At 35.7% G+C, this 14,084-nt stretch carries 13 protein-coding genes and 1 riboswitch; of the genes, 8 read left to right on the forward strand and 5 right to left on the reverse strand.

What is annotated here, in order from left to right; genetic code table 11:
* Positions 1 to 95: 95 nt before the first annotated feature.
* Positions 96 to 1,712, forward strand: coding sequence for an ABC-F family ATP-binding cassette domain-containing protein (locus C0Z22_RS00780; protein ID WP_103216423.1), 1,617 nt, complete (start codon positions 96 to 98; stop codon positions 1,710 to 1,712).
* Entirely contained in the window at positions 1,712 to 2,854 is a 1,143-nt protein-coding gene (locus C0Z22_RS00785) for a cation:proton antiporter (protein ID WP_103216424.1), read from the forward strand. The genes C0Z22_RS00780 and C0Z22_RS00785 overlap by 1 nt, the downstream gene beginning before the upstream one ends.
* On the opposite strand, the gene C0Z22_RS00790 is transcribed toward C0Z22_RS00785, so the two are convergent.
* Positions 2,851 to 3,951: a porin gene (locus C0Z22_RS00790; protein ID WP_103216425.1), complete on the reverse strand. Its 1,101-nt coding sequence runs from the start codon at positions 3,949 to 3,951 to the stop codon at positions 2,851 to 2,853. The genes C0Z22_RS00785 and C0Z22_RS00790 overlap by 4 nt on opposite strands.
* An 85-nt stretch (positions 3,952 to 4,036) precedes the next feature.
* The gene (locus C0Z22_RS00795; protein ID WP_103216426.1) at positions 4,037 to 4,507 is read right to left on the reverse strand and encodes a peptidylprolyl isomerase; all 471 of its coding nucleotides are present in this window, start codon (positions 4,505 to 4,507) and stop codon (positions 4,037 to 4,039) included.
* Positions 4,508 to 4,591: 84 nt separating this feature from the next.
* Here C0Z22_RS00795 and C0Z22_RS00800 point away from each other — a divergent pair, with 84 nt between their 5' ends.
* The gene (locus tag C0Z22_RS00800) at positions 4,592 to 6,745 is read left to right on the forward strand and encodes a UvrD-helicase domain-containing protein (protein ID WP_103216427.1); all 2,154 of its coding nucleotides are present in this window, start codon (positions 4,592 to 4,594) and stop codon (positions 6,743 to 6,745) included.
* 21 nt (positions 6,746 to 6,766) lie between these two features.
* Positions 6,767 to 7,921, forward strand: a complete 1,155-nt coding sequence (locus tag C0Z22_RS00805) for a sugar MFS transporter (protein ID WP_103216428.1) — start codon at positions 6,767 to 6,769, stop codon at positions 7,919 to 7,921.
* Here C0Z22_RS00805 and C0Z22_RS00810 read toward each other — a convergent pair.
* From C0Z22_RS00810 to C0Z22_RS00820, 3 genes are all read right to left on the reverse strand, one after another.
* Positions 7,903 to 9,678 (reverse strand): TonB-dependent siderophore receptor, encoded by a 1,776-nt coding sequence (locus C0Z22_RS00810; protein WP_103216429.1) that lies wholly within the window; start codon positions 9,676 to 9,678, stop codon positions 7,903 to 7,905. The two genes, C0Z22_RS00805 and C0Z22_RS00810, sit on opposite strands and share 19 nt — an antisense overlap.
* Positions 9,634 to 9,760: riboswitch (adenosylcobalamin-variant (AdoCbl-variant) riboswitch) on the reverse strand. Its footprint overlaps the gene before it by 45 nt.
* 71 nt (positions 9,761 to 9,831) lie before the next feature.
* Positions 9,832 to 10,338 carry a hypothetical protein gene (locus C0Z22_RS00815; protein WP_103216430.1) on the reverse strand — a complete coding sequence of 169 codons (507 nt, stop codon included), beginning with the start codon at positions 10,336 to 10,338 and terminating at the stop codon, positions 9,832 to 9,834.
* Between the two features lie 102 nt (positions 10,339 to 10,440).
* Positions 10,441 to 11,025: a hypothetical protein gene (locus tag C0Z22_RS00820; protein WP_103216431.1), complete on the reverse strand. Its 585-nt coding sequence runs from the start codon at positions 11,023 to 11,025 to the stop codon at positions 10,441 to 10,443.
* Positions 11,026 to 11,167: 142 nt separating this feature from the next.
* Between C0Z22_RS00820 and C0Z22_RS00825 the strand changes: the two genes are divergently transcribed.
* From C0Z22_RS00825 to C0Z22_RS00840, 4 genes are all read left to right on the forward strand, one after another.
* Complete coding sequence (locus C0Z22_RS00825) at positions 11,168 to 11,494, forward strand: winged helix-turn-helix domain-containing protein (RefSeq protein ID WP_158246756.1); 327 nt, start codon at positions 11,168 to 11,170, stop codon at positions 11,492 to 11,494.
* A 150-nt stretch (positions 11,495 to 11,644) separates the two neighbouring features.
* On the forward strand, positions 11,645 to 11,956 hold the full coding sequence (locus tag C0Z22_RS00830; protein WP_158246757.1) for a winged helix-turn-helix domain-containing protein: 312 nt from the start codon (positions 11,645 to 11,647) through the stop codon (positions 11,954 to 11,956).
* An 85-nt stretch (positions 11,957 to 12,041) separates the two neighbouring features.
* Positions 12,042 to 13,049 carry a putative zinc-binding metallopeptidase gene (locus C0Z22_RS00835; protein ID WP_103216434.1) on the forward strand — a complete coding sequence of 336 codons (1,008 nt, stop codon included), beginning with the start codon at positions 12,042 to 12,044 and terminating at the stop codon, positions 13,047 to 13,049.
* Positions 13,046 to 14,080, forward strand: a complete 1,035-nt coding sequence (locus C0Z22_RS00840) for an ATP-grasp domain-containing protein (RefSeq protein WP_103216435.1) — start codon at positions 13,046 to 13,048, stop codon at positions 14,078 to 14,080. Before C0Z22_RS00835 ends, C0Z22_RS00840 begins: the two co-directional genes overlap by 4 nt.
* Positions 14,081 to 14,084: the final 4 nt, after the last annotated feature.

Here is a 14,084-nt window from a genome sequence, read left to right on the forward strand (position 1 = left end):
ATATTTAGAAGTGCCATGCTAGACTGAACTTATTCGTATATTCAGATTAAATAGCAGCTAAATAAATATTAAAAGTTGAGTGGGATTTACAGCATATGTTAAATGTTTCCAATATTTCAAAAATCCAAAGTAGTGAAACCTTATATAGCGGTGGAAGCTTTCAAATAAATCCTGGCGAAAAGGTTGGGCTAGTTGGTCCAAACGGAGCTGGGAAAACAACTTTATTTCGTATGATTATTGGTGAGGAGAAACCTGATGAAGGCCAAATCTCTTTTCCTGATAAATTGCGTTGGGCCTATTTCTCTCAAAAAGTAGGGGAGATGGCAGGGCAGACGGCAAAAGAAGTCGTTATGTCTGGAGACGTAAAAGTTGCTGAGCTAGCACAACAGCTTAAAGAATTTGAAGACAAGTTAGCTGATTGTGCCAATATGAGTGACGATGAGATGAATGATGTCCTGATGAAAATGGGAGACGTTCAGTCAGAGTTTGAAAAGCGTGGTGGCTATGATCTTGAAACACGCGCTGAGGAAGTTCTAACAGGACTAGGGATTATGCCTGTTGATCATAATAAGATGATTGAAGACTTCTCTGGTGGATGGAAGATGCGTATTGCTCTTGCTCGTGTTCTTGTAATTAATCCTGAACTTATCCTAATGGATGAGCCTACCAACTACCTCGATATGGAATCGATTCTTTGGCTTGAAGACTGGCTAAAGAATTTTAAGGGCGGAATCTTTATGACGACCCACGATCGTGATTTCATGAATAATGTTTGTAATAAGATTGTGGAAATTGCTCATAAGAGAATTACGACTTATACAGGTAATTACGACTTCTACGAGAAAGAAAGAGACCTTCGTCGTGAACAATTAATTGCTCAAGCTTCTCGTCAAGCTGATATGCTAGCAAAAGAAGAAGAGTTCATTGCAAAATTTAAGGCACGTGCTTCACATGCTGCTCAAGTTCAATCTCGAGTGAAGAAGCTTGAAAAAATTGATCGTATTGAAGTTCCTGCTGAGGAAGAAACAATTAACTTTCAATTCCCAACGCCTCCAAGAGGTGGGGATGATGTTGTTATCATTAAAGATCTTTCAAAATCATGGCCACTGTCTGACGGAAGTGCGCATGAAGTCTTTCATGGACTATCAACAACAGTTAAAAGAACAAATAAAATCGCCGTAGTTGGTGTAAATGGTGCGGGTAAGTCAACGCTTTTAAAGTGTATTACTGCTCATACTGAACCAACTGCTGGAACAGTAGCGATTGGCCCTAGTATCAAGATCGGATACTTCTCTCAATACTCACTGGAAGTTCTAAATCCAGAATCAAGTGTTTTTGATGAAGTTAGAAAAGATCTACCAATGGCAAGTGATGGGTATGTTAGAAACCTACTTGCGGCCTTCTTATTTAGAGGCCAAGACGTTGATAAGAAAGTTAAGTACCTTTCAGGGGGAGAGAAGTCTCGTCTTGTTATGGCCGTACTACTTTCGCAAAATAATAATTTCTTAGTTCTAGATGAGCCGACAAACCACCTTGATATTAAATCAAGAGAGGTTCTACTGGATGCACTTAAACGTTATGAGGGAACAGTAATGTTTGTATCCCACGATAGACACTTTCTTAGTGAATTAGCTGAAAATGTTTACGAAGTGGATAAGGGGGAAGTACGCATCTTCCCGGGATCATACGTTGAATACATGGAGAGACAATAATGATTAACTTGCAGAATACGGAAGTACAGTACTTATTACTGTTTACAATTCTTCTCATTCTTCCAAAACTTTTACTTCGATTCCAAATCCCAATTGGTATCTCATCAATCTTTTTAGGGATTGCTGCTGGTCTTGGGCTTGGATGGTTTCAAAATGATGATCTACTACTAATGCTTTCTCGCTTGGGGATCACATCTTTATTCTTATTCGCTGGTTTTGAAGTTGAATTTGAAGAACTGAAGCAGAATTGGAAAGAGCTCCTATCCGGGGTTACCCAGACTATCTCCATCACACTTATAGTTGCTTTTGGGATACACTTCTTCTTTTCAATTAGTTTCCGTGCAGCAACTTTAATTGCACTTGGTATCATGACTCCTTCAACAGGCTTCATCTTAAACTCATTAAAGAATTATGGGTTTAGTGAAGGGCAGGAGTACTGGATTAGATCAAAAGCAATTTCTAAGGAGATCTCTGCCATCTTACTGCTATTTATTACTCTTCAGTCGGAGAGCTTAGTTAACCTTGGTAGTTCTACCTTTATTTTAGTTGCCCTTAGTGTCTTTTTACCCCTTTCTTACAAATTATTTTTCAAATATATCGCTCCATATGCAAAGGATTCAGAAGTTGGTTTCTTAATTCTTACTGCACTTATTTGTGGTGTTATCACAAAGAAAATCGGAACTTACTATCTAGTAGGGGCATTCCTTGTTGGATTTATTGCTTCAGAGTTTAAGCACTTTGGAAAATCTGAGAAGTCAGAAGAAATTTTAAAGAACCTACAGATGTTCTTTTCTTTCTTCATTCCATTCTACTTCTTTAAGGCCGGTGTAGGCTTTACTGAAGATCTATTTACAATGGATGGACTATATATTGGATTAGCATTCTTAGGAATTTTCATTCCTCTTAGAATCTTCAATACATACTCAAATATGAAATTCTTTATGCAGGATTTCTGGCCAGACCGTAAAGAGATTACTGTTTCATTACTACCGACACTTATCTTTGGTTTAGTAATGGCCCAGATTGCTAAGGAGCGCTTTGAAGTTCCTTTAGAGATTATTTCAGGTCTTGTTATCTACACTCTTGTTTCAAGTGTAATACCGGCCTTTATGTTTAAAAAAGTTCCACCTGAAAATTATTAGAAATACATGGTTGCGCCTAAAATGAGCTGATTGTTCTTTGGGCGCATTCCACTGACATCGACACTATCATCAAATACATACTCAATACCTAATTCATACTGATCATTTGTATACATATATGATCCAAGAATTTTAGACATTTCATAATCATCCAGTCCATCGTCATCAGAAGTTTGCCAATTGTATCCAATCATTATCTGGTGAAATGGGTTGAAGCGCCAACCCATAATTGCCTCGACATTATCAGTTCTTACGAATCTGCCATCAATTAATTCGAGGTCTTTTGTGTCACCGTAGACTGCGGCGATAAAAAGGTTTTTAAAATAATAATTTGCTCCAACGGTAACTGAAAGTTTCGCAATTTCAACTCCATTATTATTTGAATTTAAATTAATCGCTGCAATTCCAACTTTGTAATTTTTTTTAACAATTCTTAGAGAGGCGGCAATTGAATGCTCAAGAGTGAGGACTGCATCGTCAATTCCATCGCCATCAGAATCGTATTCGGCCGTTTCATCTCCTGTAAACTTTGTTTGGGCCCCAAAATGTAGGTCACCAATTTTGTAGCGAAATTCCAAAAGATCTACACCACGAGAAGTTCCAATGACTTCACTATTAGCAGTAAAAGTAGAGGAGGCAAAGGCACCAGTGACCATAAAGATATCAGTCATTTCTGTTACGTCATACCAGACAGACCAGTTCTTTCCTATTGTGGCATTGAAATCTCCGTTTTCAATCCAAAGATAAGCTAGCCTAGTAGAAAAGGGCCGGTCGCTAGTATTGTCAACTTGAAAGCGTCCCGTGGTGTTGGGGATGCTTTGTATGCTCTGGCTCGTATTGCTGGTATTGATTCCAAACTCAGCACGAAGACCAGTGGTGAATTTCTCGATTAGGCCATCTCTCTTATATTTAAAACCAAATCGAGAAGAGTTATTATTTAATGATTGAGCTCCATCTTGACCAATGGCCGCCATGGATATTTTACCGTAGAGACTGAAGTCATCGCCGAGGTTCTTAGCTGTGATTGTACTTGAATAAAGAAATGAACTCGCGCATATAGAAAATGCGAGAGACCTTCTTAAATTATTAACCCACATAGAATCCTCACTCAAATCAATAATCGATAAATTAATTTTAGTAAGGTTCTATGCGATATTCTAACTTAAAAAAGGTAAAGATTGATTAGTGGCCACATCCACCTTGTCCATGAGCATGTCCATGAGCAAGTTCTGTTTCTGTTGCTTCTCTTACTTCAGTGATTTCAATATCAAAGTTTAGGTCTTCACCTGCAAGTGGGTGGTTACCATCTAAAGTAATTTCATCGCCTTCAATTGCAATAACTGCAAATGGAGGAAGTCCTTGGTCTTGGTTAACTTGGAATACGTCACCAATATTAAGTTGTGCATCCTCTGGGAATTGTGAGCGTTGCACAGTAATAACTAGTTCATCATTTATATTACCGTATGCGTCAGCAGCAGGTACATTGATAACTTTCTTATCACCAACATTCATTGCTACGATTTCTTTTTCAAGACCTGGGATGATCTGACCAACACCTTCTAAGAAAACTAGTGGACCATGTTCAGCAGAATTGTCTAAAACTTCGTTCTTTGAGTTCGTTAATGTGTAGTGAAATCCGATAACTTTTGGCATAATAGGGCCCTCTAATTGTTGATTATTAATATAAAAAATTAAAGGTCAACACTAACAAGCTAGATGATTAAAGGCAAATAAAGAATGAGTGAATTAGTAAATCAAGAATATATCCAAAAGATCAATGATTTCCTTGCGCAAACTGTTGATTTAATTAATAGAGTTCCAGATTTGAATGCTGCAGCATTAGCCGATATTGCAGCGAATATTAAGGCCCTTAGAGATGAATCTCTTAATTGTAAGGAAGATGACCTTCCTGGAATTATCCAGCAAATGAACCTTCTTAATCAACTAGCAGATCGTTATGAGCAACACCAGAGTTTACCTAATGCAGAGTCGCCGTTCTTTGGTCATTTTAAGATTGAACAAAATGGAAAGTTAAAAGACTTTCTTATTGGGCATACGCCTTTTTCACATAAAGAGTTAAAGTTTAAAATTATTGACTGGAAAAAGTCACCGATGGCGAGAATCTTCTATCAATTTGGTGAGGGGGATGATTTTGATTTCGACTTAGATGATCGAATTATTGAAGGGCATATATTAGAAAAATCAATCCTAACTGTTAGAGACAAGCAACTTGTGCGAATTGATCGAGAAGGAAACACAAATGTTCTAAGAGATAGAGAATGGATTTCTTTAAGTGAATCAACACAAAAACTTGCTGGTGGAGAAGGGAGTGCTAACCAGAGTCTTGGTAGTGGACGCACTGGATTTGATGGGCCAGAAGTTATTTCTCTACTTGATAAGACTCAGTACGACCTCGTTAATCAAAGTGCAAAAAAACCTCTTCTTATTACAGGTGGTGCTGGTAGTGGTAAGACGACAGTTGCTTTATATCGAATTGCAAAGCTTTGTCGTGAAGATGGAATTCGCCAAGAAGAAGTTATGGTAATCGTTCCAAATAACGGACTTGTGAAATTATCAAAGAAACTCTTAATTGAATCACAACTTGAAAAAGTACGTGTATCGACTCTTGATGATCTAATTAAAAAGATTGTCTTCCAAAATATGCGCTCGGTTCCTAAGAAGATCGAAGATAATCCTCTTGATTCAATCGTTACAATAAAAAGAAATCCAAAGCTACTAAAGCTTATTGATGAGTACTTAGCAGAAAAAGAATTAAGTATTGAAAAGAAGCTTAAAGGGACAGACCTTGAGTTTTTTACTAAAGATCGCACTCGTCCACTTTATGTTCGTGTTAAGAACCTTTATGAAAATACACGTGACTCTGTTTTAAAAGTTGAAGTGAAAAAGATTTTAAATGGCTTTAAAAATGTAAGAGAAGAATTACTTAATATCTTTTCTGATTCAAAGCGTATGGAGAGGCTACCTGAGATGACAAATCGTATGGTAACGACTCACATGTTAAATGATTTAAAATTTTATACGGCCAAACAAATTCAAGGACTAGATAAAGATTCGGATTATGCAAATCATGGACAAGATGTTTCAGGATTTGTTGATAAGTATGATCTTCCACTATTTAATTACTTAATTGTTAAGCAATTTGGTCACCTTCGCTACTTTGGACGTGAGTTTAAATCGTATCGCCATATCTTCTTAGACGAGGCACAAGAGCTTTCAAAATCAGAACTAATTATGCTTGGGCAAATTAAACATCAAGAAGGAAACTTCACGATTGCAGGAGATAGTGTTCAACAAATTGATAGCACTTTTGAATTCACTTCATGGCACGATGTTTGTCATACACTTGAGCTTGATGTGGATGATATGCAAGTTGAAGAACTTAATGTTTCATATCGTTCTCCAAAAGAAATTGTTTCTTTTGCACATAATGTTCTTGGGCCATTGGCTCCAAAAGAGCTTCCTGAATCGAAAAGAGATGGAGGACCGATCATTGAAACGTCTGTGCAGCACCTTGAGCATGCTTCAATGCTCATCAGTAGTGCACTTGTAGAACTAATGAACCGTGAACCGAAAGCTTCAATTGCTATTATTTGTTCGAAAGAAAGTATTGCAAGAGAGCTATACTCAGAGATTGAAGAAGTTGGAAGTATTAGACTTGTACTTGATGAGAACTTTTCGTTGAGACCAGGTGTAGATGTGACAACAGTTGAGCAAATTAGAGGTCTTGAGTTTGATTACGTTATTATTCCTGACTGTGATAAGGATGTTTATCCAGTTAATAATACTGCAAGAAAAAGACTGCACCTTGCTGCAACTAGAGCAATTCATCAGCTTTGGATTCTATTCAAAGATAAGTCACTAATTGCTTAATTGATTTAGAAGGAAGTTGATTTGAAAAATTTTGGTTATGTCTCTTTAGGATACTTATCACTTGTGGCCTTAAGCCTTATTGATAATGGACGCGGTAGTGTTTATCCTGAGCTTTTACAATATTTTCAAATCAGGCCAGATAAAGGTTCATTGATATTCTCTTTGATGTCTATAACTTCTTTCATTGCATACCTTACTACTTCATTTTGGCTTCCGAGTTTTGGCCCTGTGAGAGCAACTCGAATGGCCATGGTTATGATGGGGATAGGGACGTTTGGAATTGGACTAGGTGGAGACTTTTTAAATTTTGACTTGAGTCTCTTCTTTGGTGCGTGGGCCGGATTCGGTTTCGGTATTACAGGTATCACGATGAATTTCATGGTTGATAATGGTGCACCTTCAGAACATAAAAGGCGCTACTTATCAGGGCTTCACGGTGTCTACGGTGTAGCCTCTTTATTGGCCCCACAAATTCTTTCCCTATTTTATTTCTTAAATTCTGATTGGATTCACTTCTTTAAATTCTTATTAATACCATGTGCATTAGTATTTATTTATTCTTTCTTTATTGAAGACACTCATCATGACGAAATAAAAGAGAATGATGGTTCAATGCCAAATGCTTTTTTAATGAATTTGATGATTGGTTTATTTGCTGGTTTCTATGTTGCATCTGAAATCATGCTCTCTTCTCGATTGAAATTCTATCTTGTTGAAGCTCATAATTATTCAGATATTAACGCTAATAATTATCTGTCTTACTTCTTTTTATTTCTTATGTTAGGAAGGCTAGGCTTTGCCTTCTTAAATATTAAATTATCATCGAATAAGTTAATCTACATTTCATTATTAACAAGCTTGATATGTTTTAGTTTAGGACAATTTCACCATATCTTTTATCCAATGACGGCCTTGTTCATGTCTTTTTGTTTTCCTGTTATCGTTGATTGGATTTCAAATAACTTTCCAAAAAAGAATCACGTGGTATTGGCCCAGACGATGAGTTATATCGGAGTAAGTATTGCTATTATGCACTTTGTTTTTGGTGTTATTGCTGACAATTTTGGTGCAAAGGATGCGATTAATTTCTTCTACTTTTTAAATATTGGATCAATAATATTCTTTACCATCGCTATTGCGATGGTAAAGAAATATCATCAGAAGTCGAGCTTGTAGCCCAGGAAATAACTACGTGCCATCGTTCCGTAGTAACGAATATTTTCATAATCCTTGTCGAGGATATTAATGATTTTGAAATTAAAGTTCTGATATTCATAGTTAAGATTTCCGATTACATAAGAAGGCATACTTCCAAAGTCTTCTCGTTTTCCTACATATTGCCACCAGTTTGTAATTCTTTGAGAATCGTTTATTCTGTATCCTAACTCGACACTTGCAAGTGCCTTTGGTGTTCTAGCAAGATCCAAATTAGTAACCTTATTTGTCGCTTTCTGAATTGTTAAAGAAGTTGCGAGTGTAAATGAGTTTTGAAACTCTTGATTAAAGTTAAATTCAATACCCTGAATCTCAGATTTTGCAATATTTAGATAACCCATATTGATTGTATCGTAGTCAATTTGGTTCTTTAAATCATAGTTGAATAGTGTAAGTTCAACTTGATATGTGATTTTCTTATAAGAGAGCGTTAGTTCGCTATTAATACTGTCTGTTGGATCTAAATTTTCTAGTTGATTTGCTATCTGATAAAGAGTTGGAAGTTTATATCCACCAGAGAAATGACCCTTTAGAGAAAGTTCTCTTGTGAAGTTATAACCAAGGCCAATACTAGCGATAGTATTTAAATCAAAAGTTGAGAATTTATCAAAGCGTACACCTAGATCTGAAAACCAGTTCTTGTAAGCGTAATTGAAAGTTGTATAAACAGAGAAGAGCTCACTATAGTTTCCAAGTGTTAAGTCATCTTGTTTGAGATATTGGATACCGTAGAATGAATTTAAGCTCTTAGAGAATTCATAAGTGGCATCAAGCTTTACATCAGTTTCTTCACCGCGAAATAGTGGAGTGAAGCCTTGAGGATCCTCTCTTCTAATTGTCGAATACCTAATGCTTGGAGTAAGGCTGAATCTCTCATCTGAGCTATTATAGCGAAGCCCCAGATAGTTATTGTACTGCTTGTACTTATTTAGATCATTGTCTGCCACATCAATAGGGTTAAATGGTGGAACAAAATTGAAGCCATCAATTTCGATTTCTGAATCAATGAACTGACCTTGGTAGTTTAGTTCCATCTGATTACTTATTAGATAGCTCGTGTTTAATGAGAAGCTTAGGTTCTTATAAGAGTCATCTTCAGCATTTGTTAATCGATCTTCATTTACTGAAGAATATCCATCTGATTGAAGATATGAAAAATTAACACCGTAACTAAGCCTTTCCATGTGACCACTCGATTGGGCCGCAAGCTTTGCCGTATTATAACTTCCATACTCAGCTCTAACACTAGAGCTCTTTATACCTTTCTTTGTATTGATCTTTAAAACACCACCAATGGCATTTGATCCGTATAGAATTGACTGACTACCTTTTAGAATTTCAATACTCTCAATATTATCCAGATTAAGATGATTAATCTGATATGAATTATTGATATCAGTAGGATCAGTTAGTTCAATATTGTCGATGAGAACTTTTGAGAAACCGCTAGGCAACCCACGTAGTCGAAGACTAGAAGCAGATCCAATTTGACCTGTCTGGCCAATAAAGATAGCTGCTTTACTTTGTAAGAGCTGTTGAAGTGTTGTGGCATCAGTGTTTTCAATTTCTTCACGAGTGATTACAGTAACAGCACTCGTTATTCTTTCTGAACTTGTGTCGAGCTTTGTGGCCTTAATTGTAATCTGTGCAATTGATGTTAATGGTAAGAATGCAGTGGCGTAATAAAGTAGTGTTTTTATGATCTTCCTCCGAGACATAATAAAATTGAAGGGCTCGGACTCTAACCGTTGCGGGACAGTCTCTGAATTTCACAGAGTTCACCTTTATCTTTATAAATTATTTAGGAAGATAGTTACAAGAAGCCCATTATCTGTCAATTAAACAGATAACGGGCCAACTCAATATTTGTTTTAAATATTATGATAATACTGAGAATCAACAACGTTCTGGTACATCTTTGGATCTTTCTCTTTTAAATCAGATAGAATTATCATATCTGGTGCATCGAGATCATTCGTGTGTGTATGAATCTGGTATTTAAATAGCCAATTAAATAATTTTCGATGTTCGCGGTAAACAATAAGTTCGCAAGCGATGAGAATAATCGGTGCAATTAAATATGAATTACAAAGAAAAAGCTCAAAGAATAAAATGTTAATTACTAATGGTGCAGCGATAACAGCGGTTAGTGGAACAAATAAGTTTAACAAGAACATTGTACCTAAGACAATCTCAAGTGTTTTAATCATGTAGTATAAATATCCGGTGTCTTGAAGCGAATTAATGAAAGCTAACGCTTCAGGTGTGTATTGAGATTCTGTAAGTAAGCCAAGTCCTGGAGTAACTCCTCCCAAAAGTAGGGTGGCACCCATAAGTATTCGCGCACCTACAAATAAGAATTTTCTTTTATTCTTCATATGACCTCCAAATATGATCACTAACGATTATATGACTGAAGGGGCAAGCAAGTATGATAGTAATGTTAAAGAAATTTCAAAGTCTCTGATGATACTTTGGCATTAGACATTTCTTATTTTACAAATAAAGTGGTTATCTTTTTCGATAATAATATTTTTAGAAAAAGGAATACGAATTCTCATGAGTGGGTCAAAAACAACAAAAGTATCAATATCCATCTCATCAAAATTTATCTCAATATCTTTAAGTTCTTTTCCTAGAAAACGTTGATGATCCTCTCTATCCACACTTGTTAAAATTGCTCGATTAATTTGATCTTCAAGAAGCTTTGTATAAGATATACCGAGTAATGGTGTATTTATTTTTAGATTTGCAATAATAGGATTTTTTGAAAATTTATCATTTCTTTGGCCACTATAAAAATTGTAACCCTGTTCACTCAATTTATTTAAGACCTTAGAACTTATTTCATCATTGTAGAGCCTGACAATCTTGATGCCCATATACCTGGCCTGAAGAGAGATGATTTCCTCTGGTATACCAGTATGGCCAACTTCATTACCTTCTTTTGAAAGTAGAGTAATGAGAACAATATCACTTTTGCTTGTGCCTTCTTTTATTAAAAGTTTTAAGCAACTTAGTGAGCTAAGCCCACCACTCCAAAAAAGTGCCTTCTTGTTTTCCATCAAACTCTCTTATCTTTTGATTAATAATATTTAATATAAATTAATAACTGAATATTCTTTATGTGTCTTTTTTTACCTCAAAAACATGGACTTGTTCAATGGAATAAAATTCTCTCAACTACAGTTTTAGAGGAGAATGAATATGCACGCTTATGACAATGACAAGGCCACGGGTGAAAAGCAACTTAGTTTTCGAAATTTAACTCTCGATCCACAAAATCGTTTTGCTCTAGTGGATGATCGCAAAATCGAATTAACAAAGACGGAATATAAAATACTATATTTCTTATTAAGTGGCGGAAAAAGAATCTATCCGCGTGAGCAACTAGTTGAATATATTTGGGGTGATGTGGAAGTGGCAAATAAAACTGTCAATACTCACTTAACTCATCTTCGTCATAAAACAAAAGGCGTTGACTTTAGAATAAGAATTAATCGAAATAATCAAATCTGTTTGCACGATCTCTAAAGAATAAAGCGTCAAATGGCTAAAATTGTTAGCCTAAACAAACTTATTTTAATTAGTAGCGATAAGATTCGTAACTTGTTGATTTTACAGCTTGTGTAATATCTCACTTGCCCTTAAGGTAAATAAATGAGGGGGGAGGAGAAAAGAAATATGTCATTTGTTTTTCAAAATGAGTGGATCGGATTTCGTAATTTACGAATCAACACCAACACAAAGACAGTCTTTGTTGATGATGGAGAGGTTTCATTAACTAAGACAGAATTCAAAGTTTTAAATTTCTTAATTTCAAGTCAAAAGCGAATCTATACATTAGAAGAGCTAGTTCTTGGTACATGGGGCCCTGTTGTTGTTACAAACAAGACAATTAACACGCATTTATCCCATATTCGTGCAAAGATTAAAGGCGTTGATTTTAAAATAAAAATCAATCGCAACGGCCAAGTTTGTATTAACGACTTATGAACTGATAAATAATTCATAGGTCGCTAAAATCTCTTTAATTTCTTCTGGTTAGGGCTATAATCGCCACTACTTTGAAGAGATTAATATGATTAAATTGAATTTGGACCTCGCTTGTCGTGAAGACATTCTCAACGCTCAGTTGTGGGAGCTTGATATTTGCTTTGAAAAAAGTAAATTTGCTCCTTGTTTAGATCAACTTACTGGCGAGCTCTCGGCAAAGAAATTACTCGTAAAACCAAAAGTTTGGCTAAGTGACGAGTGGTTTTGTCCAGATTCAATCTCTGGTATTGCCGTTCCTTTCACCCTCATGCATCCAAAACTAATTGAATTAGAAAAAGAATTTACAGGTGCTTGTGAGGGGGAGACTCATGACTGGTTCATGAAGCTTTTGAGACATGAATGTGGTCATGTCATGGATAATGCTTATTTTTTAAAAGACGACAAACAGAGAAAATCAATCTTTGGCGATCATGAAATCGCATATCCTACTTTTTATGAACCCAAGAAGTTCTCAAAGAAGTTTGTGTACCATCTCGAAGACAACTATGCGCAAGCTCATCCAGAAGAAGATTTTGCTGAAACATTTTCAGTATGGCTAACTCCACGTTCTAATTGGAAACGAGTCTATGAAAATTGGCCTGCTCTTAAAAAATTAAAGTATGTTGATAATATGATGAAGGCCTTAAGTAATAAAAAGCCAAACGTCATTTGTTATAAAGAGATTGATAGTATTGAAGAAAGTGAATTAACAGTAAGAGAGTATCTTAAGCTTAAAAGAAAGAAATTACGTAAAAGCTCTCAAGCACGTCGTAGTATACATCATATTCAAAAGTACCTTATCCATAATGAAACGACAGGAATAGAGCTAGATAAAGTAATCGGTGGTTTAAGGAGAGAGCTCGTTAGGGATATATCCTTGCTGACAAAAGAATATCAATATAAAATAGAATCTGTTGTAAATGATTTGGAAAGTATCTCAAGTTCTAAAAAGCTTATGATTCCAAATAAGTATGGCCCTCAAATCATACAAAATATTGTGTTATCGCATGCTGATAAATACTTTAGAGAGGGGCGCGACAGGATAGTCATGTGAGCCAGAAAGAAAAAAGTCATAAAAGAAAGAAAAGAGTGTTAGTTCTTGTTCATTCTGATCTCATTCCTCCAGCTGATATATCTAAAGAAGATAAGAAAAAAGACGACTTTGAATTTAAACCGTGGATTACGGAATATAATGTTATTTCAACACTAAAAGAAATAGGTCATGAAGTTAATATCGTTGGTGTCTACTCTGATCTTATGCCATTAAGAGAGGCCATTGAAGAGTTTAGGCCACACGTTGTGTTTAATCTCTTAGAGGAATTTGATGGAAAAGTACTCTTTGATCAAAACGTTGTTTCTTACCTTGAATTACTGAAAGTTAAATATACAGGGGCCAATCCACGCGGGCTCATGATAGCAAGAGATAAGGCGTTGGCCAAAAAACTTCTTTCGTACCACAGGATTAAGACACCTGGGTTTCAGGTTTTCACAAGCCGCTCAAAAGCCAAAGTTACGAAAATATCGAAGAAATTAAAGTATCCATTAATTGTAAAATGCCTCTATCAAGATGCATCTCTTGGAATTAGTTCGGCATCTATAGTTAAAACTCCTGAAAAGGCAATTGAGCGCATTATTTATCTTATGGATAAATATGAGGAAGATGTAATTATTGAAGAATTTATCGAAGGTCGTGAGTTCTTCGTTGGAGTAATGGGAGCGAAAAGACTGAAGGTTCTTCCCATTTTAGAGCTTGCTTTTAATAATATCGATAATCCACTTGCTAAGCTTTACTCTGAAAAAGCTAAATGGAGTCTTAAATACAGACAGGATAAAGGTATTGAGACTGGAAAAGCTAAGATAACAAAAGAGCTGGAAGATAAGATTATAAAAATTTGTAAAAGAACTTATAGAGTATTAGAGCTAACAGGTTATGCACGAATTGATTTGCGAGTATGTCCAGAAGGTATTCCTTATATAATTGAAGCCAACCCCAATCCAAATGTCGCAACAAAAGATGAATTTGCCATGGCCGCAAAATTAGCAGGAATGGATTATAAAAAATTAATTAATGAATTAATAAAGTAGGTAT

Origin of the sequence: Halobacteriovorax sp. DA5, from assembly GCF_002903145.1 — a bacterium.
Lineage (GTDB): Bacteria > Bdellovibrionota > Bacteriovoracia > Bacteriovoracales > Bacteriovoracaceae > Halobacteriovorax_A.

What these genes read in the sequence shown, in the direction of transcription:
- C0Z22_RS00795 (WP_103216426.1), bottom strand. Translation starts at nt 4,507, where the DNA reads ATGCCAAAAGTTATCGGATTTCACTACACATTAACGAACTCAAAGAAC.
- C0Z22_RS00800 (WP_103216427.1), top strand. Translation starts at nt 4,592, where the DNA reads ATGAGTGAATTAGTAAATCAAGAATATATCCAAAAGATCAATGATTTC.
- C0Z22_RS00825 (WP_158246756.1), top strand. Translation starts at nt 11,168, where the DNA reads ATGCACGCTTATGACAATGACAAGGCCACGGGTGAAAAGCAACTTAGT.
- C0Z22_RS00785 (WP_103216424.1), top strand. Translation starts at nt 1,712, where the DNA reads ATGATTAACTTGCAGAATACGGAAGTACAGTACTTATTACTGTTTACA.
- C0Z22_RS00835 (WP_103216434.1), top strand. Translation starts at nt 12,042, where the DNA reads ATGATTAAATTGAATTTGGACCTCGCTTGTCGTGAAGACATTCTCAAC.
- C0Z22_RS00810 (WP_103216429.1), bottom strand. Translation starts at nt 9,678, where the DNA reads ATGTCTCGGAGGAAGATCATAAAAACACTACTTTATTACGCCACTGCA.
- C0Z22_RS00830 (WP_158246757.1), top strand. Translation starts at nt 11,645, where the DNA reads ATGTCATTTGTTTTTCAAAATGAGTGGATCGGATTTCGTAATTTACGA.
- C0Z22_RS00790 (WP_103216425.1), bottom strand. Translation starts at nt 3,951, where the DNA reads ATGTGGGTTAATAATTTAAGAAGGTCTCTCGCATTTTCTATATGCGCG.
- C0Z22_RS00815 (WP_103216430.1), bottom strand. Translation starts at nt 10,338, where the DNA reads ATGAAGAATAAAAGAAAATTCTTATTTGTAGGTGCGCGAATACTTATG.
- C0Z22_RS00820 (WP_103216431.1), bottom strand. Translation starts at nt 11,025, where the DNA reads ATGGAAAACAAGAAGGCACTTTTTTGGAGTGGTGGGCTTAGCTCACTA.
- C0Z22_RS00780 (WP_103216423.1), top strand. Translation starts at nt 96, where the DNA reads ATGTTAAATGTTTCCAATATTTCAAAAATCCAAAGTAGTGAAACCTTA.